This is a genomic window from Rhizobium sp. NFACC06-2 (genome assembly GCF_900101425.1).
GTDB classification, from domain to species: domain Bacteria; phylum Pseudomonadota; class Alphaproteobacteria; order Rhizobiales; family Rhizobiaceae; genus Agrobacterium; species Agrobacterium leguminum.
Genome location: NZ_FMVA01000007.1, coordinates 158,690 through 176,985, shown reverse-complemented (window position 1 = coordinate 176,985; position 18,296 = coordinate 158,690). Strand labels below are relative to the sequence as shown.

Annotated in this window: 18 protein-coding genes and 1 tRNA gene; 9 read left to right on the top strand and 10 right to left on the bottom strand. The window is 59.9% G+C overall.

Going from position 1 to position 18,296, the window contains the following annotated elements; all coding sequences use genetic code 11:
* Positions 1-46: 46 nt before the first annotated feature.
* On the bottom strand, positions 47-1,147 hold the full coding sequence (locus F3H58_RS14215) for a DUF2865 domain-containing protein (protein WP_188128918.1): 1,101 nt from the start codon (positions 1,145-1,147) through the stop codon (positions 47-49).
* 135 nt (positions 1,148-1,282) lie between these two features.
* Positions 1,283-3,598, bottom strand: a complete 2,316-nt coding sequence (locus F3H58_RS14210) for an NADP-dependent malic enzyme (protein WP_149742649.1) — start codon at positions 3,596-3,598, stop codon at positions 1,283-1,285.
* Between the two features lie 228 nt (positions 3,599-3,826).
* Between F3H58_RS14210 and F3H58_RS14205 the strand changes: the two genes are divergently transcribed.
* Entirely contained in the window at positions 3,827-4,666 is an 840-nt protein-coding gene (locus F3H58_RS14205) for a UDP-2,3-diacylglucosamine diphosphatase (protein ID WP_188128917.1), read from the top strand.
* A 245-nt stretch (positions 4,667-4,911) separates the two neighbouring features.
* On the opposite strand, the gene dgcA is transcribed toward F3H58_RS14205, so the two are convergent.
* Entirely contained in the window at positions 4,912-5,895 is a 984-nt protein-coding gene (gene dgcA, locus F3H58_RS14200) for an N-acetyl-D-Glu racemase DgcA (protein ID WP_149742647.1), read from the bottom strand.
* A gap of 143 nt (positions 5,896-6,038) precedes the next feature.
* Here dgcA and F3H58_RS14195 point away from each other — a divergent pair, with 143 nt between their 5' ends.
* The 5 genes from F3H58_RS14195 (at position 6,039) to F3H58_RS14175 (ending at position 11,108) form a co-directional block, all read left to right on the top strand.
* Positions 6,039-7,199, top strand: a complete 1,161-nt coding sequence (locus F3H58_RS14195) for an ABC transporter permease (protein ID WP_149742646.1) — start codon at positions 6,039-6,041, stop codon at positions 7,197-7,199.
* Positions 7,200-7,209: 10 nt separating this feature from the next.
* Complete coding sequence (locus F3H58_RS14190; RefSeq protein ID WP_003502972.1) at positions 7,210-8,046, top strand: ABC transporter ATP-binding protein; 837 nt, start codon at positions 7,210-7,212, stop codon at positions 8,044-8,046.
* Between the two features lie 8 nt (positions 8,047-8,054).
* On the top strand, positions 8,055-9,425 hold the full coding sequence (locus F3H58_RS14185) for an MlaD family protein (protein ID WP_149742645.1): 1,371 nt from the start codon (positions 8,055-8,057) through the stop codon (positions 9,423-9,425).
* A 15-nt stretch (positions 9,426-9,440) separates the two neighbouring features.
* Positions 9,441-10,046: an ABC-type transport auxiliary lipoprotein family protein gene (locus F3H58_RS14180; protein ID WP_149742644.1), complete on the top strand. Its 606-nt coding sequence runs from the start codon at positions 9,441-9,443 to the stop codon at positions 10,044-10,046.
* Between the two features lie 99 nt (positions 10,047-10,145).
* Positions 10,146-11,108 carry an alpha/beta hydrolase family protein gene (locus tag F3H58_RS14175; protein WP_149742643.1) on the top strand — a complete coding sequence of 321 codons (963 nt, stop codon included), beginning with the start codon at positions 10,146-10,148 and terminating at the stop codon, positions 11,106-11,108.
* A gap of 23 nt (positions 11,109-11,131) precedes the next feature.
* On the opposite strand, the gene F3H58_RS14170 is transcribed toward F3H58_RS14175, so the two are convergent.
* Complete coding sequence (locus F3H58_RS14170; RefSeq protein WP_149742642.1) at positions 11,132-11,569, bottom strand: PACE efflux transporter; 438 nt, start codon at positions 11,567-11,569, stop codon at positions 11,132-11,134.
* A 590-nt stretch (positions 11,570-12,159) separates the two neighbouring features.
* On the opposite strand from F3H58_RS14170, the gene F3H58_RS14155 reads away from it, so the two are divergent.
* Positions 12,160-12,408: a hypothetical protein gene (locus tag F3H58_RS14155; protein ID WP_003502962.1), complete on the top strand. Its 249-nt coding sequence runs from the start codon at positions 12,160-12,162 to the stop codon at positions 12,406-12,408.
* A gap of 236 nt (positions 12,409-12,644) precedes the next feature.
* Here F3H58_RS14155 and F3H58_RS14150 read toward each other — a convergent pair whose 3' ends face one another.
* The 3 genes from F3H58_RS14150 to F3H58_RS14140 form a co-directional block, all read right to left on the bottom strand.
* Positions 12,645-12,833, bottom strand: a complete 189-nt coding sequence (locus tag F3H58_RS14150) for a hypothetical protein (protein WP_149742640.1) — start codon at positions 12,831-12,833, stop codon at positions 12,645-12,647.
* 278 nt (positions 12,834-13,111) lie between these two features.
* Positions 13,112-13,342 (bottom strand): hypothetical protein, encoded by a 231-nt coding sequence (locus F3H58_RS14145; protein WP_003524760.1) that lies wholly within the window; start codon positions 13,340-13,342, stop codon positions 13,112-13,114.
* 200 nt (positions 13,343-13,542) lie between these two features.
* Positions 13,543-13,794 carry a hypothetical protein gene (locus tag F3H58_RS14140; protein WP_020810465.1) on the bottom strand — a complete coding sequence of 84 codons (252 nt, stop codon included), beginning with the start codon at positions 13,792-13,794 and terminating at the stop codon, positions 13,543-13,545.
* A gap of 497 nt (positions 13,795-14,291) precedes the next feature.
* On the opposite strand from F3H58_RS14140, the gene tolA reads away from it, so the two are divergent.
* A complete protein-coding gene (gene tolA / locus F3H58_RS14135; RefSeq protein WP_286169539.1) occupies positions 14,292-14,735 on the top strand; it encodes a cell envelope integrity protein TolA in 444 nt (147 codons plus the stop codon).
* Between the two features lie 176 nt (positions 14,736-14,911).
* Here tolA and F3H58_RS14130 read toward each other — a convergent pair.
* From F3H58_RS14130 to F3H58_RS27545, 3 genes are all read right to left on the bottom strand, one after another.
* A tRNA-Lys gene (locus F3H58_RS14130) sits at positions 14,912-14,987 on the bottom strand.
* Between the two features lie 155 nt (positions 14,988-15,142).
* Positions 15,143-15,397 carry a GlsB/YeaQ/YmgE family stress response membrane protein gene (locus tag F3H58_RS14125; RefSeq protein ID WP_149742702.1) on the bottom strand — a complete coding sequence of 85 codons (255 nt, stop codon included), beginning with the start codon at positions 15,395-15,397 and terminating at the stop codon, positions 15,143-15,145.
* Positions 15,398-15,422: 25 nt separating this feature from the next.
* Positions 15,423-15,650: a hypothetical protein gene (locus F3H58_RS27545; protein ID WP_286169564.1), complete on the bottom strand. Its 228-nt coding sequence runs from the start codon at positions 15,648-15,650 to the stop codon at positions 15,423-15,425.
* On the opposite strand from F3H58_RS27545, the gene F3H58_RS14120 reads away from it, so the two are divergent.
* The gene (locus F3H58_RS14120; protein WP_502706419.1) at positions 15,649-18,156 is read left to right on the top strand and encodes a mechanosensitive ion channel family protein; all 2,508 of its coding nucleotides are present in this window, start codon (positions 15,649-15,651) and stop codon (positions 18,154-18,156) included. The genes F3H58_RS27545 and F3H58_RS14120 overlap by 2 nt on opposite strands.
* The last annotated feature ends 140 nt before the right edge of the window (positions 18,157-18,296 follow it).

The following is an 18,296-nucleotide window of genomic DNA, read 5'->3' as shown; positions in this document are numbered from 1 at the left end:
CCGGCGGGGAGAAGAAATACGCCTCGCGCGCTCGCTCACGACGTAGTCACTGCTGCGGCTGGATGCCTTTCAGCGCCGGGTTTTTCAGGTCGATCTTGCCGGTCTGGTCCGGCAGGAATTTGGGGCCGATGACACGCACTTTTGCATCGTTCGGGTCATAGTCGCGCTCAGGAACGGGTTGTTCCGGCGGCTTTGCGGCCTGCTGCTCGGCGGGCTTCGGAGCCTTGTCACCTTGGGGTGATGGAATGGTGGTGATGCTGGAATAGGGCTTTTCGGCTTCCGGCCGGGACGCCTGTTCCTGCTTTTGCATCTGCTCGTGATAGGCGGCCATGTTGCAGGCGCAGCCGGGCGCTTTCGTTGAGGCATTGCGATAGGCGAAGGCGGTCGGCAGGTCCTTGTAGGGTTTGCCGGTCTCGGCGGAAACCATGTCTGCTGTTTCCTGATCCGTCATGGAATGGAAATAAAGTTCCGTCTCGGTTCCCGGGCACATTTTCTGGCACTGTTCGGCCTGGGCGCGGAAATCAAGCGGCGAGGCATTGGAGGCGATCGGGAAGAACGATCCGTCGCAGGTTCTCACGCAGAGGGTACGAAGCCCGCCCTCGGCGGAGGCGTTGGGGTAGGGCGAAAGTCCTACCTGTCCCGGCTCAACGCCGCCCTGCCTGAAGGCATCGGGATAACGGGTCACGTCGGGAGCCTGCGGCGGTTGCGTGTCCGTTTCCGGCATCGTCGTGCAGCCATTGGCATCGAGGGCGGCGAGAATGCGCTCGCGCCTCACGTCGACGTCGTCACTGCGTGCTGCCGCCATGGCGTCGTCGCGATCGCGGATGATCGCGTCACGTTCAGCCTCGGCATCCACCAGCGCATCGCCGATCTCGGCGCAGAGGCCGGCATTGGGATTGCCATAAACGATGACGCTGCCTGATGAGCAGCCATAGCTGCGCATGTCGTTCCTGATCTTGCGGATGACGATGTTCTGGCGGGCGAGCGCATTGGCGTAACGCCGCACCTCGGCCGTGTTGCCGATGACACGCGGCGGCTCGCGCAGCTGTTGATAAAGCATATCGCAGACCTGATCCGCGAAAGCGGCGGCCGGGGTGATGAAAACAAGGGGAAGCAGGAGGCCGATGATGCGGCTGCGCCGGGTCAATTGTGCGATCCGTTCGATGTCCCCGGCCGGTGGCAGGGGTGTTACGCTTCAGGAAATCCGTGTTTCAGGAAGATAACATAAGCTGTTGCCGCAATGCGGCAACAGCATGTTCAAAACTGCGTTAATACGCCTTCATCACACCGAAGGGTGCGAGGCCTGCACCACGGCAAAGGCCGCCATGTTGACGACACCGCGCGAGGTGACGCTGGGCGACAGGATATGGGCGGGCAGGGCCGTGCCGAGCAGGATGGGGCCGACATGCAGGCCTTCCGTCAGCGTGCGGGTGACGCCGAGCGTGATGTTTGCGGCATCGAGGTTCGGGAAGACCAGAAGGTTCGCTTCGCCTGTCAGCACGCTGTTGGGCATGGCGCGCTTGCGCAGCGCTTCCGAAAGGGCCGAGCCGCCCTGCATTTCGCCATCCACTTCCAGTTCCGGTGCGGCTTCCTGCACGATCTTCAGGGCGCGGCGCATCTTGCGGGCGCTTTCGGAATCGCGCGAGCCGAAATTGGAATGGCTGGCGAGCGCGATCTTTGGCGTGATGCCGAAGCGGCGGATTTCCTTGGCCGCGAGGATCGCCATCTCGGCCACTTCCTCTGATGTCGGGTCGTTGTTGACGAAGGTATCGGTGAGGAACAGCGCGCCCTGCTGGGTGATGAGCAGGCTGAGGCCGGCGAAGGAACGCACGCCTTCCTGCTTGCCGATGATCTGGTTGACGTCGCGCAGGTGGCGGTCATAACGGCCTTCGAGGCCGCAGATCAGCGCATCCGCTTCACCGCGCTTCACCGACAGCGCGCCGATGACGGTCGTGTTGGTGCGCACGATGGTACGCGCCGCTTCCGGATTGATGCCGGCGCGGCCAACGAGGGCAAAATAGTCATCCACGTATTCGCGGTAGCGCGGATCGTCTTCCGGGTTGACGACGGCGAAATCCGTATGCGGGCGGATGCGCAGGCCGAAGCGCTTTAGGCGCGTTTCGATGATCTGCGGGCGGCCGATGAGGATCGGGATGCCGGTGCCTTCTTCCAGAAGCACCTGGGCGGCGCGCAGCACGCGTTCGTCTTCGCCTTCGGCAAAGATGATGCGCTTCTTTTCCGCGGCCTTGGCGGCGTTGAAGACAGGCTTCATGATGAAGCCGGAGCGCCAGACGAAGCGGTTCAGCTGGTCGAGATAGGCTTCGAAATCGGTGATCGGCCGGGCGGCGACGCCGCTTGCGGCGGCAGCACGGGCAACGGCAGGCGCAATGCGCAGGATAAGGCGCGGATCGAAGGGCGAGGGGATGAGGTAGTTCGGGCCGAAGACTGGCGTTTCGCCGCTATAGGCCTTTGCGGCCACTTCGGAAACTTCCTCACGCGCGAGTTCGGCGATGGCCTGCACGGCGGCCATCTTCATTTCCTCGTTGATCGTGGTTGCGCCGCAATCCAGCGCGCCGCGGAAGATATAGGGGAAGCAGAGAACGTTGTTCACCTGGTTCGGGAAATCCGAACGGCCGGTGCAGATCATCGCATCCGGACGGGCTGCACGCGCCGCTTCCGGCATGATTTCCGGGTTGGGGTTGGCAAGCGCCAGGATCAGCGGGTTTTCCGCCATGCGCTCCAGCAGTTCCGGCTTCAGCACGCCGGCGGCGGAAAGGCCGAGGAAGACATCCGCGCCGTCGATGGTTTCGGAGAGAACGCGCTTGTCGGTCTTCTGGGCGTAAACTTCCTTCCACTCGTCCATCAGCGTATTGCGGCCATCGTAAACGAGGCCTTCAATGTCGTGGACCCAGATGTTTTCTTTCTTCGCGCCCATGGAAACGAGCAGGTTGAGGCAGGCAAGGGCTGCCGCGCCGGCGCCCGAGGCGACGATCTTGACGCTGGACAGAGACTTGCCGGCGAGTTCCAGCGCGTTGGTGACTGCAGCGGCGACGATGATCGCGGTGCCGTGCTGGTCATCGTGAAAGACCGGGATATTCATCTTTTCGCGCAGCTGGCGTTCCACCTCGAAACATTCCGGCGCCTTGATGTCCTCAAGGTTGATGCCGCCGAAGGTGGGCTCCAGCGCTGCGATGGTGGAGACCATGTCGTTGATGCCGGGCGCATCGATTTCGATATCGAAAACGTCGATGCCGGCGAATTTCTTGAAAAGGACGGCCTTGCCTTCCATCACCGGCTTGGAAGCGAGCGGGCCGATATTGCCGAGGCCGAGCACCGCCGTGCCGTTGGAAATGACGGCGACGAGGTTGGCGCGGGCGGTATATTCCGCCGCCGTTTCCGGATTTTCATGGATGGCGAGGCAGGGGGCGGCAACACCCGGCGAGTAGGCCAGCGCCAGATCGCGCTGGTTGCCGAGCGGCTTGGTGGCCTGGATTTCCAGCTTGCCGGGGCGCGGATAGCGGTGGAAAAAGAGCGCCTGTTCCTCGATGTCGGCCTTTGCCGTGTTGGCGGGCGTGTTGTTCTTATCGTGAGAGGTCATTCTTCCACCGTCATGTCTGGTTCAATTCCGGACCCCTGAATACAACAAACTTCCCCGTGGTACAGCCGTTATTTGACCGTACCTTATGCAAATGCGGCCATGGCTTATTCGCGTTTTCGTGAAGGCTTTCGTCATATTCCCTATAAAAACCTGCGTCTGTCATGTTGCTGAAACACGAGTCTGGTTCTGAGAGGTAAGAAAGCCGCAGGGACGCAACCGAACAGGGGGATGAAATCCGTGGCCGGTCAAATCGAAACCAGACAGTTCAGAACGCTTTTCATTTCGGATGTCCATCTTGGCTCCAAGGCGGCCAAGACGGATTATCTGCTCGACTTCCTGAAATATCACGAGGCCGAGACGATCATTCTCGTCGGCGACATCGTCGACGGCTGGCGTCTGCGCCGCAGCTGGTACTGGCCGCAGGGCTGCAACGACGTGGTGCAGAAGCTGCTGCGCAAGGCCCGCAAGGGAACGCGCATCGTCTACATTCCCGGAAACCACGACGAATTCCTGCGGGAATTTCCTGGCATGCATTTTGGCGGCATCGAAGTGGCCGAGCGCATGATCCACGAGGCGGCCGACGGCAAGAAATATCTAGTCATCCATGGCGACGAGTTCGACGTGGTTGTGCGCAATGCCCGCCTGCTCGCCTATCTCGGCGACTGGGCCTATGACGCGGCGATCGCCATCAACATCGCCATCGCCGCCGTGCGCCGCCGCATAGGTCTGCCTTACTGGTCGTTTTCGGCCTGGGCCAAGCTGCAGGTCAAACACGCCGTCAACTTCATCGGCGAATTCCAGCGCGTGGTGGCGGATGAGGCCCGGCGCAACAATGTCGATGGCGTGATCTGTGGCCATATTCACCACGCCGTCATGGAAGACATGGATGGCATCCGCTACATCAACACCGGCGACTGGGTGGAAAGCTGCACGGCGATTGCCGAAAACGCCGATGGCACGTTCGAGCTGATCACCTGGATGCAGACGAGCGAAGTGGTTGCCGAGCAGACATCGGACGAGATGGAGCCGGTGAATATTCCGGGGCTGATCGGGAAACATGCGGCCTGATTGGGGGTGGTTCAACAGGCAGGGCGATCCCTAAGGGCGGCATGGTTCAGCTCTCTGTCGTCATCCTTGGGCTTGTCCCAAGGATCTGCAACCGATTGATTTCGCGCGACGTGGATAGATCCTTGGGACAAGCCCGAGGATGACGTCGAGTGTGAGGCAAGGTTGGCCATACAGTTTACGTGATATTGCAAAGATTATTGCGATGTTCGGCGTAGTGCTTTCACACGAAACTCGAACGACGGTTCTTACCCCCACAACTCCGGCCGTGCCGGATAGACCAGGGACCCCTCATAAACCAGCCCAGGCTCCCGGTCCTCAGCCAAAAGCAACGGCCCGTCGAGATCGGCAAAGGCCGTGCCCTGCGCGACGAGCACGGCGGGCGCCATGCCGAGCGAGGTGCCGAGCATGCAGCCGACCATGATGGTGAAGCCGAGCCGTTCGGCCTCCGCCTTCATGACAAGCGCTTCCGTCAGGCCGCCGGTCTTGTCGAGCTTGATGTTGATGGCATCGTAACGATCGCGCAGGGCGGCGAGGTCCTTGGTGGAATGTACGCTTTCGTCGGCGCAGATCAGCACCGGATGGTCGATGCGGGCGAGAATCGCGTCCTTGCCGGCGGGAAGCGGCTGTTCGATCAGCGATATCTTCAATTCCGCCGCAAGCCGCAGATAATATTCGATATTCTCGTCATTCCAGCCTTCATTGGCATCGATGATGATGCGCGCCTCGGGCGCGGCGGCACGAACGGCGCGCAGGCGGGCTTCATCGTCGGCGGTGCCGGTCTTGATCTTCAGCAGCGGTCGTCCGGCATTTTCAGCCGTCTTTGCGGCCATGGTTTCTGGATCGGCAAGCGAGATCGTATAGGCAGTGACGAGCGGCTTTGCCGCCTGTCCCAGAACCTGCTCGGCGGCGCTCTTGCCGCTCATTTTTGCTTCGAGGTCCCACAGCGCGCAATCGACCGCATTGCGCGCAGCGCCTGGTTTCATCGCCTGCTGCAATTCGTGCCGTGTCAGGCTGCCGGAGATCTGCTCGGCAACCGCCTTTATATCGGCGATGACGCCCTCAATGCTTTCGCCATAACGCGGGTAGGGCACACATTCACCTTTACCGGTAAAGGAACCATCCCGGATGGTGCACGTTACGACATCCGCATGCGTGCGGGTGCCGCGTGAAATGGTGAAGCTGCCGGCAACGGGGAAACGTTCAGTTGTGGCTTGAAGGTAACGGGGCATGTTTTTTCACTTCCGATTGGGCGGCAAAAGACACATGACGCCAAATTTATCACGAATTGTCGGCCGTCACTGTGGCCTGCCGGAGGCCAAACCGTTATGAAACCATTAAGAATCTCGTGACGGCTGCACTCGCTCGGAGCATTATGCAAGAACAGGACACACGGCAACAGGCGAACCCGGCCGCAATTTCCGCAGACGATACCGTCTCCGGCGGCGCGTCGCGTTTTGTGCTGAGCGGTTCCTGGCGCAATAGCAATCTCTCCGGCATTTTTCCCATTCTCGACAAGATCGAGAAAGACGCATCTTCCAGCGCTGCGGAAATCGATCTCTCGTCCATCGAGGCGATCGACACCACCGGCGCCTGGATCATCCAGCGTCTGCGCCGCGATCTTGAGGCGAAGGGGGCCACCGTCACCGTGACGGGCAATGACCAGATTGAAGAGGTCATTTCCCAATTGCCTGAAAAGGTGGAGATGGAGGGCGAGGCGCCGAAGAAGGTGGGGCTCGCCGAGCGCATCTTTGCACCGATTGGCCAGGCCGTCGTCCAGAACGGCGCGGATTTCCTGGCGGGCATGTATATTCTCGGCTCGGCCGTGCGCGGCGCGCAGATGAAGCTCGGGCGCGGGCGCGGCGTCTCGCCGGCGGCGATCGTCAACCAGATCGACCATATGGGCGTGCGCGCCGTGCCAATCATCATGCTGATGTCGTTCCTGATTGGTGCGATCATCGCCCAGCAGGGTGCGTTTCAGCTGCGTTATTTCGGTGCGGAAGTCTTCGTTGTCGATCTCGTCGGCATTCTGCAATTGCGTGAAATCGGTGTGCTTCTGACCGCGATCATGATCGCCGGCCGCTCCGGCAGCGCGATTACGGCGGAAATCGGCTCGATGAAGATGCGCGAGGAAATCGACGCGCTGAAGGTGATCGGCCTCAACCCCGTCGGCGTGCTGGTGTTTCCGCGGCTGGTGGCGCTCACCATCGCGCTGCCGCTTTTGACCATTCTCGCCAATTTCGCAGCGCTTTTCGGTGCGGCCATCGTGGCCTTTGCCTATTCCGGCATAACCTTCGAGGTGTTCCTGTCGCGCCTGCATGGTGCCGTGGAGGAATCGACCATTGCCGCCGGCATGATCAAGGCGCCGTTCATGGCGCTCATCATCGGCATCGTCGCGGCCGTTGAGGGCATGAAGGTGGGCGGTTCGGCCGAATCGCTTGGTCAGCACGTCACCTCCTCGGTGGTGAAGTCGATCTTCGTCGTTATTCTGGTCGATGGTCTTTTCGCCATCTTCTACGCAGCCATCGATTTTTAAGGAGGGCGCGTTGGAGAAACTGGACCAGAAACCGCATGAGACAAGAACCGGGAAAGACGGCCGCGAGGTGGTGCTTTCCGTCGAGGGTGTGACCGTCGGCTTCAACGGCCGCAACGTGCTCGAAAATCTCGACCTCGATGTCTATCGCGGTGAAATTCTCGGCTTCATCGGCCCCTCCGGCGCTGGCAAATCCGTGTTGATGCGTGCGATCTTGCGGCTGCTGCCACGGCAGGCGGGTGCGATCCGCATTCTCGGCACCGATTACGACAAGGCGAGCGAAGACGACCGTATGATGCTCGACCAGCGGCTTGGCGTGCTGTTCCAGCAGGGCGCACTGTTTTCCGGCCTGACGGTGAAGGAAAACATCCAGCTGCCGATGCGGGAATATCTCGACCTGCCGAAGAAGCTGATGGACGAGCTTGCCTATCTGAAGATCGAGATGGTGGGGCTGAAGCCCGATGCGGGCGACAAGTATCCTTCCGAGCTTTCCGGCGGCATGATCAAGCGTGCGGCCCTTGCCCGGGCGCTGTCCCTCGATCCCGACCTCGTCTTCCTCGATGAGCCGACTTCCGGCCTCGATCCCATCGGGGCGGCGGAATTTGATATGCTGATTGCGCGCTTGCGCGATTCGCTCGGCCTGACCGTCTATATGGTGACGCACGACCTCGACAGCCTGTTCTCCGTCTGTGACCGCATTGCGGTGCTGGGCCAGAAGAAAGTGCTGGTAGAAGGGACATTGCAGGACATGTTCGCCTGCGACGATCCGTGGGTGCAGTCCTATTTCCGCGGCAAACGGGCCCGCTCTGTCGTTCTTCCGGACGGCAAACACGAAAATCCGGTGGAGTAACAAGAAGCATGGAAACCAAGGCGAACTACACCATAGTCGGAATTTTCACGCTGATCGTGATCGCCGCCGCATTCGGCTTCGTTTACTGGATGGCCGAGTTTGGCCGAGGTGGCCCGACGGCGCAGCTTGTCGTGCGTATTCCCGGTTCGGCGAACGGTCTTTCCGTCGGGTCTCCCGTGCGCTTCAACGGTATTCCGGTCGGCACGGTGCGCGGGCTTGCGATCGACCGCGACGATCCGGCCTATTCCATCGCCTTTACCGAAGTGCAGGCCGATGCCCCGGTTTTCCCGTCCACACGCGCCGTGCTTGAAATTCAGGGCCTGACGGGTGCCGCCTATATCGAGCTTTCCGGCGGCAACAAGGATGGCGAGCGCATTCTGCAGAAAGCTGTCGAAAGCGGCGTTCCGGCGGAACTGACGGCCGATCTTTCCAGCGTCACCAACCTGCTCGCCACGGCCGACAAGATTTTGAAACGCGCCGATGGCGCGATCGGCGAATTGCAGGGCTTCGTGCAGGATGCGCGCGGCCCGCTGACGCAGACGGTGCGCAATGCCGAGAAATTCTCCGATGCGCTGGCGGCCAATTCCGACGGCATCAAGAATTTCATCGCCAGCCTCAGCTCGCTTTCCACAACGGTGCAGTCGGTCTCGGTGCGTCTCGGCGGTACGCTGACGGCCATCGAGGATCTGGTTAAGGCGGTGGATGCCGGCAAGATCGATTCCATCCTGTCGAATGTCGACAAGGTGACGAAGGATGTCGCTTCCGCTTCCAGCGATATTCAGGGCATCATGGAGACGGTACAGAGCACGGCGCGCAATTTCGAAGCGGCGAGCACCGAGGTGCAGACCGTGGTGAAGCGCGCGGATGAGCTTCTCGCCTCCGTCGATCCGGCCAAGGTGGGCACCGTGGTTGATGACGTTTCCTCTGCGACCGCCGATGCGCGCGATGCCGTGGCGAACTTCAAACGGATCGCTGACGATGTCGGCGCCCGCCGTGCCGATATCGACCAGGCGGTTTCCGACTTTACCGAAATGGGCCGCAAGCTGAACCTCGCCTCCAGCCGCGTCGACGGCATTCTTGCCAAGGTGGACGGCATGCTCGGCACCGATGATGCCAATTCGCTGTTTGCCAAGGCGCGTGAAACGCTCACCTCCTTCAAGGCGGTGGCGGACAATCTCAATGCCCGCATCGGGCCGATTGCCGACAATCTGACGCGTTTCTCCAGCTCGGGCCTGAAGGATTTCCAGGCGCTGATCGGCAGCACGCGGGTTACGGTCGACAATCTCAACAATGCCATCACCAATATCGACCGCGATCCGCAGCGGTTGATTTTCGGCGGCGAAACCGTGAAACAATATGATGGCAGAACAAGGCGCTAAGAGGGGTATGGGCCAATGACACGATCGATGAACGGCCGTCAGCGACGCGCCCTCATTCTGGCTCCGCTGTTTGCCGCCTTGATGGCCGGCTGCGCGGGTGCGCCGAAGAACGATACTTTCGATCTTTCCGTCTCTTCGGCGGCGGTTACCCAGGGGCCTTCGCTGAAAAGCCGGCAATTGCTGATTGCCGATCCGACCGCCCTGAAGGCGCTCGACAGCGAAAACATCGTGGTGCGCCTTTCCGGCTCGGAGGTGCAATATCTCGGCAATTCGCAATGGAGCGACCGCCTGCCGCGCATGGTACAGTCCAAGCTGGTGGAAGCCTTCGAGGATACCGGCAAGCTCGGCGGCGTCGGCCGGCCGGGGCAGGGGCTGGCAATCGACTATCAGGTCGTGACCGATATCCGCGCCTTCGAAATCGATACGGCGAAGAATATCGCCAATATCGAAATATCGGTGAAGCTCCTGAACGACCGCAACGGCACGGTGAAGGCGCAGGAAGTGTTCCGCGCCAGCGCCCGCGTCAGCGGTTCCGGCAACGCCAACTTCGTGAAGGCGCTGGATCAGGCCTTTGCCGCCGCCACGCGCGACATCGTAGCCTGGACGCTGAAATCCCTTTAAGCGCTCGGCGTTATGGCCGCCACAGGAAACCGCTTTATGTTCGCGTAGCGCCGGTCACCGATCGGCCTGTGCATAATGGTCCCGATCCGTGAGTTGGCGATGCGATTTCTGCTGCTTTGCCTTATGTTTTCCGCCCTGTCTGGAACGGGCGCCGCCACGGCGGCCGGTCTTCGGCTGATCGACGTTCCAGCCGCGAACGGCAAAGCCGCCATGAAGGCTGCGGTATGGTCGCCCTGCGCGGCCGCGCCGGAAGAGGTGAGGATCGGCCCCTTTATTTTGCCCGCCGTGCGCGATTGCCCTGTTCCTAAAGGGAAGTATCCGCTCGTCGTCATCTCCCATGGCTTTGGCGGCACCTATTTCAGCCATCGGGACACGGCGGCGGCGCTGGCGGATGCCGGCTTCATTGTTGCGGCTATCAATCACCCCGGAGACAATGCGCTTGAAATGAAGAAGGCGGGCGAGCTTTCCGCGCTGACGGGGCGTCCGGCGGATATTGCCCGGTTGCTCGATCATCTGCTTGAAGGTTTTAGCGACGCCGGTTCCATCGATGCCGGGCGGATCGGCGTCTTCGGATTTTCGCGCGGCGGTTATACCGCGCTGGTGCTTGCTGGCGGCACGCCTGATTTTGCCAATGCCGGGCTGCCCTGTCCCGACCCGCAGGCGCCGATTTGCACGCAGATGCGGCAGAGGACGACATTGCCGCAGCATGGCGGTCAGGATGCGCGGATAAAGGCTGTGGTTACCGCCGACCCGTTGAATGCATTTCCCGGCGCGGGCGACCTGAAGAATATCACGATCCCCGTCCAGCTCTGGAGTTCGGAACGCGGCGGCGATGGTGTCGCACCGCAGGATGTTGCAAGGCTGCGCGACGATCTGCCGGTGAAACCGGACTATCGGATGGTAAAAGGGGCGGGGCACTTTTCCTTTATCGCCCCTTGCCCCGCCGAGATGGAAAAGGCCGTGCCCCAGATTTGCAGCGATGCGGCGGGTTTCGACCGGGCGGGGTTTCACCGCAGCTTAAACGCCGAGGTGGTCAGCTTCTTCAAGGCGTCGCTGCGCTGAGGCGCTGTTCCTTTCCGTGCCGGTCAGGCGGCGTCCTGCTGCGACTTCCATTCCGGCAGCGGGAAAACCCGGTCGTAGCTCCAGTTGAAGACAAAAGCATAGACCACGTAAAACAGCGCAAACGAGATATCCATCACCAGCGCGTGGGCAAGGCTGATATTCAGATACCAGGCGATGAAGGGCATCAGCACGATCAGCAGACCGAGTTCGAACAGCACGGCATGAGCGACCCGAAGGGCGGGCGTCTTCAGCGTCGTGCCTTTCAGCCGCTGCATGGCGTGGTCGAAACCGAGATTGTAGATGTAGTTCCAGACCGTCGCCAGCGTGGCGCTGACGATGCCGACAATGCCGATATCTTCCATAGGCATGCCAAAAAGCAGCGCGCCCAAGGGAATGACGAGTAGAAGGCCGATGATTTCGAAGCTGAGGGCGTGGCGGATACGATCTTGCAGGGAGCGCATTTCATTCTCCGGTATGTGACCGGGCCGTCCCGCATGCTGTCGCCACTGTGGCCGAGGTCGTCCTCGCGCTGAGGCATATAGAGGTTTTGGGCGGAATTTTCAAGCACTGCGCATTTGGGGCCTCGGATATGGCTGGAAGGTCGCCGCGTGTTTCTTCTCACCGGCGGGGAGAAGAAACACGCGGCAGCACCTTATCTTCATCTTGCTTGACCGTTGTTTCGCGTGAGCGCGGAACAAGACCGGCGCATTTTCGTTATCGCTCATGGAAGGAGGCGTGCCATGCAGCAGAATTCCTCTGAGGGGAGAACGATAAAGGCCGCCAACACGGCGAAGGTTTCGACTTACACGCCAAGCCTCATTTCTCTTAAGGGAAGTTATGTGGCGATGATATTTCGCAGACCGCTTTGCCGAAATCCGCTGGATGTGCGGAAGAAATAAGGGCGACGGCATTTGCCTGTTGCCTGCCACGCACATCGATGACGACGACTGCCGAAATGATCATGAGCTTTAGATGTCTCTAAAGTGTGATTTTCAATCCGGCCCGTCTCCACCTAGACTGGAGATCGCCACAAGAGCGAAGGGAGAATGACATGAAATCAGTTCTCATTATCGCCGCTGTCTTTGGTTTTTCCGCCAGTGCAGCGCTTGCGGAATGCGCAGGTCATCAACAGATCAACGCTTCCGTTCCTGCCGTAGACCGTGAATTCAAAACCGCAAGCATCGTTCCGCCGACAGATCCGGTGGAAAAGCCAGTCGTCATCCTGAAAAAGACCGACCGCCTTCCGGCAGCGGTTGCGACGACCGGTGAACCAGAAGCCGCAATGCAACGCATGCAATAAACAGGCACCACAACCTCTTCATTCTAAAAATCCCGTGTGTGAGGTGATCCGCACGGGATTTTGCTTTCAGGGGGAACGTGGGGCAGCCTTCGCTTTCACAGCGCCACGCTTGCCGGTTCTTTGCATCGGCGAGTAGAGCATTTCCAGTAAAAGTGCGAAGCGGTTTTACGTCCGGAAAGTGCGTAAAAACAAAGAGGTAGAGCACGTCCACCCATTCCGTTTAAACCGGGCGTGCCCTAGCTGTCGAGTTTCAGCGACAGCTGTTTCGGCTCCTCGTTCTTTTTGAGCACGTAAAGCGGCCGGGTGATGATGACTTCCGTTCTCCGTTGCAGCTCGCGCCGCCGCTCGAGCGCGCGTTCGCGCATATCGCGGGAGCGGGCGACAACGGAAAGGGCATTTTCTATGGCTGCGTCTGCTGTGTTCATCGCTGACCTCCATAATGTTCACTTTATGTTCTCATTATTAGTGGCTTGTGTCAACACTATGGCAGGGTTGCCGGCAGGCGGTTTGGCGCCCGGCGCGATGAAGGCGGCGCGACGGGCTGCGTCCGGGTGCCGTGCGGGATCGACTTTGCCCACACGTCGGCCTTCACAGCACGAACCTGTTCCGGCAGTGTCGACAGGGACACTCCGGACCTGCTGTGTTGATTTTTACGATGTTGTTTCGATGACGCCGGCGCTGATCCACCGGCTTGAGGAGGGTATCAGGAGAGGGGGCGTTGATCCGGCGCGGGAACGCCGCCGGCGGACAATAGATCGGTGAGATGCTCGCTGGCGAGCGCGACGATGGCAAGGGCGGCCTGCTGGCGGTTCCAGCCGGCATGTTCGGCTTTTTCGATCAGCCCGTGAATGGAAGGTTCCAGCGCAAACTGGCACTCGGCCTGATAGTCCATGGTGTCGATCGAAAGCGACGGGGAATTGATTGCGGCCCGCATCCTTTGGTCTCCCTGTTTTCCGTCATGTCCACATACGCGAGACGCAAATCGGAACATGCACATTCAGAGGCCGGTGATATCGGGTTGCTCATGAGGCCCGCATATCACTGGCAGCGAATCCCCCAGCAGGCGGACGTTAGCGGCAAGTCTTGATCGCTGTCAACGCGTGCGCGGCGGCGATGACGTCGCCACCTCCGTTTTCAGAGCCTTCCGTTCCGGAAAGGCTTTCGCCGCCAGATCAGCAGCGCCATCACATAAAGCGCAAAAAGCACGAACCATGTGACGGGCAGCACCATGAAAAGCGCCGCATAAGCGCAATTTCCTTCAAAACAGGAGCCGAGAAATCCGGAATCGGCAAGCGCTGCCGATAATAAAAACGCACATATCCCGCTCCCGACCGCGCCGAGAATGAAAAGCAATATGTTGATGAGCAATCTCATGGTCCCGATCATAATGACGATTGAGACAGCTTTGGGGAACGGGCGATGCCGCAACGCCAATAATCATCTTTTCGGCGGCCACACGGAAAGCCGGTTGCTGCAGTTGAGCCCCGTGCTCTTACGGAAAGGGTCGTGATTGCGCGGGCCGGGGATGTATATGTCCAGGCTGGCGCTTCACTTCGCGTGGAGAGTGGATGGTAGTGTATGTTTCCGTGTTTATGGTATCGTTTATTTGTATATCTCTGTATTTTACGTTTCTAAATTCGGATTTTATTGATGATTTTGGTGTGAATTCTAGTAGTTTATTTCAATTTTCATTTTGTTTTAATTTAAAATTGTTTTGTTTTTAGTTTTTTATCGATATATTTGGGCTTGCTGTGATCATGAAACTAAGAGCGGGGAAACTACGCAATGCTCCGCTGAATTCTTATTGACGAAATTGATTTCAAGAAACGGTGACGGCAGGTCTGGCCAAGCAGGCAGATCGAGCTTCGGTAGAGGGTATTGATTTGATCCCGCATTGGTTTCCATTCGCCAGCGCGTTCAGGCTGTCAGGCCTCGTGGCGCTGGTCCTGTTGTCCGCCGGTTTTTCGACGCAGGCCTCAGGCCAGTCACGGGTCTGCAACGACCCGACACCGGCCGGCAATATCAATGAAATGTTCGATGCGATCTACGCCTGCTGGGTGCCGCCGGAAGACACGGCGGGGCTGGTCGTGACATTGCAGTTCATTCTGCACAAGGACGGACAGATAAGGGGCAAGGTGGTGGTCACCGCCGCGCGCCCACAGGAAGACAGCCCGAGGCGCAAGGCCTTCATCGATTCCGCCATCGAGGCGGTCAAACGGGCGGCACCTGTGCCTTTCACCGAGCAATTTGGAAGCCGCATCGCGGGGCGGCCGCTGGCGCCGCGTTTTGTCGGGGCAGATCTTAAGGTGCCGGAAACGGAATTATAGGCGCGTTTGGCACCAGCCCGACCGTTGGCGCAGCCGCGCGTTGCAGGTGACGAGGGCGGCTCTATGCGCAACCACTATCGAAACATTGTCGAAAGCGGAGGCCTTGGCGAAAGCCCGGTGCGTTTATGCGATGCTTTAAGTTAGCATCGCAACGTCTTGTCATTTCAGGAGGAATTTGGTGGGTGATGTAGGGCTCGAACCTACGACCCGCTGATTAAGAGTCAGCTGCTCTACCAACTGAGCTAATCACCCGACCGGCACCGTGTGGCGGTGTGAGGGGGCGTATAAAGGGGAAGTTTGGGCTTGTCCAGCGCGGAAATGAAATTTCTTCGATTTTTGTGACGAAAAAATTTCAGTCGCGCTGGAAAAGTCTGGAAATCCGGGGTTTTACGGATTTTTCCTTTTATTCATCCGCGCCTGAAAGCCCGGCCGATAAGAATGAGGATGCTGGCGCCGATGAAGCCGGCGATGAGATAACCGAGCCAACCTTGCAGAACGATTCCAAATACCGAAAGGATGGCGTTGGCGACGATCGCGCCGACGATTCCAAGAAGGATGTTCATGAAAACACCCATATTGCTTTTCATGAATTGTTCGGCGAGCCACCCGGCGACACCACCGATGATGATGGCTGCGATCCAGCCAATGCCAGCAGATTCCATGATTTCCTCCCATATTGCTGCATCATCAAAGGTGATGATTCTCGTGGTGAAAAGCAAGGCAAACTCCTGAAAACCTCGCTTTATGCGGGTGGTTTTCCGCGCGGCAGGCGCTAAAAAGCCTGATGCGGCGCAAAGAGACGAAAGGCATGGATGTGCGGTTGATGTTCGGCGGATTGATGGACGGCAGAAGGATGTTCGACGGCCTGGTGCGGGATCGGCGGCAAAGGAGCGCCATGGCGGTGATAATGGCCATGGCGCTTTTTCTGGCCGGCGGTCTCTTGTCGGCATTGCCGGCTGCGGCGCAGGGGGAAACAACATCGCCCGCCCCGGTGGCGATCCAGGCCTCGACCGTCGAACAGGCGAGGGCGGAACTGGAGAAATGGAAGGCCGATGTCGCGGCGATTGCCAAACAGGTGGAAGCGGGCGGCAGCGACGATGTGCAGCTTGTGGACCTAAAGGGCCGCGCCGACACCATTGCCGCCGATGCCGCCGCCGCCAACACCAAGCTGCGCACCCGCCTCGACCAGATCAAGACCCGGCTGGATGCGCTGGGTGCGGCGCCTGCGGACGACCAGCCGCCGGAGGCGAGCATGGTGACGGAGGAGCGAAACCGGCTGACGGCGGAACGGGCCGAGGTGAATGCGATTGCCGGCGAGGTGGAGAGCACGGCCACCAATGCCGCGCAGATTTCCAATAACATCACCGCCGTTCGCCGGGCGCTTTTCGCCGCCACGCTGTTCAAGCGCACCGAAGTTTCGGCGCAGACACTGGGCGATGCCTCCTCCGCCTTTCTGACCGAATTGACCAACCTCAACAACGCTTTCAGCAGCTGGGCGAGCTTCGTCTGGAATTACAAGCGCCTGCCGATGTTCGGGGCGGTGACGCTGTCGATCATGGCTGCCCTGCTGTTTCTCGTGGGCGGTTACCGCTTTTTCGGCAGCCGCATGGACCGGCGGGCCTTTACGGGCGAGCCTTCCTATCTTAGACGGCTTTCGGTGGCCTTCTGGTCCACCATGGTGCAGTCGCTGTCACTGTTCCTGTTTCTCGTCACTTCCGCCTTCTTCCTCGATAATTTCAACGTGCTGCGGTCGGACATCGCGCCGATCCTGTTCGGGGCGATGGCGGTCACCGGTTTCGTTTATTTCGTCTCGCGGCTGAGCTATGCGATCTTTGCGCCGACGCAGGCGGAATGGCGCCTTCTGAAGGTGTCCAACAAGGGCGCGCACACGCTGTCCTCGGCGGTGCTGCTGATGGCGCTCGTCAACGGGCTCGATTACCTGTTCGGCACGATCAGCGAGACGCTTTATTCGCCGCTGATCGTCACGGTTGCCAAGAGTTTCCTCGCCTCGATCATCATTGGCCTTATCCTGCTGACCGTATCGTTCCTTCGGCCGGTGATCGGCGAGGGGCAGGATTATGACACCGGCAATCAGCGCCTGCCGCGCTGGCTGGTCATCCTGCTGCGGGTGGGCGGCCTCATTCTCATCGGCGCCTGCCTGACGGGTTATGTCGGGCTTGCGCGCTTCCTTGCCACCCAGATCGTCGCCACCGGCGCGGTGCTGGCGACGATGTATATCGGCATTCTCTCCGGCAAGGCGATTTCGCGACAGGGCGCCTTTGCGGAATCGCTTGCCGGACGTTATCTCGCGCGGCGTTTCGGTCTCGGCGTGGTGGCGCTCGATCAGGCCGGTCTTGCCGCGGGGCTTGGCATTTATGCCGTCGCGCTTGCCTTCGGCGTGCCGCTCATCCTGTTTTCCTGGGGCTTCCAGCCGGGCGATATCGAAAGCTGGGCCTATCGCCTGTTGACCGGCATCACCGTCGGCAATGCCTCCATTTCGCTGATCGGCCTCTTCGGCGGCGTCCTCGTCTTCGCCATTGGTTACATCATCACCCGCTGGTTCCAGAAGTGGCTGGACAATAACGTCATGGCGCGCGGCCAGGTGGATGCTGGGGTGCGCAACTCGGTCAAGACCGGTATCGGTTATCTCGGTATCGCGGTGGCGGCCATCTTCGGCGTATCTTCGGCCGGTCTCAACCTCTCCAGCCTGGCGCTGGTGGCGTCGGCCCTTTCGGTCGGTATCGGTTTCGGCCTGCAGAACATCGTCTCCAACTTCGTCTCCGGCCTCATCCTGCTGGTCGAACGCCCCTTCAAGGTAGGAGACTGGGTGGTAACGGGCACAACGGAAGGCACCGTCAAGCGGCTTTCCGTGCGCGCCACCGAAATCGAAACCTTCCGCGGCCAGTCGATCATCGTGCCGAATTCGGAGTTCATCAATTCCTCGGTCGGCAACTGGACACACCGCAACCGCATCATGCGCGCGGAAATTCCCGTTTCCGTCTCTTACGATTCCGATCCGCAGAAGGTGATGGATATTCTGCTGGAACTCGTGCGCGCCCAGCCGCCGGTCCTGCGCAATCCCGAGCCGCATGTGGAGTTCCTGCGCTTCGGCGATTTTTCGCTGGATTTCGAACTGCGTTTCCACCTTGCCGATCTCTCGAACGGTCTCGGCGTGAAAAACGCGCTGCGTATCGCAATCCTCCAGCGCTTCCGGGAGGAGGGGATCGACATCCCGTTCCCGCAGCGCAACCTCAATATCCACGTGGAAGGCGACGCGAACCCGCAGATGCTGGCGGCGCTGCTTTCGGAGGAGGGCGACAAGGCGGTGGTGGCCCATACGGGTGCCGCAGCGCCGGAGAAAGAGGCATCGAAGAGCGACAAGCCGACTGAGCCGAAGGAGAAACCCGGCGCGAAAGCGTAGATCGCTGTTGCTTGTGGACGTCGAGTTCCCGGCCAGGGACTCGCCGCTTGTCGCTTTCGCCTCGCCGGGGAGAAGAAACGAGCGGCGAAGCTGTCCTGCATTCATCCGGCAGGCTCCGCATTTTCTTCCCTGTCGCAGCA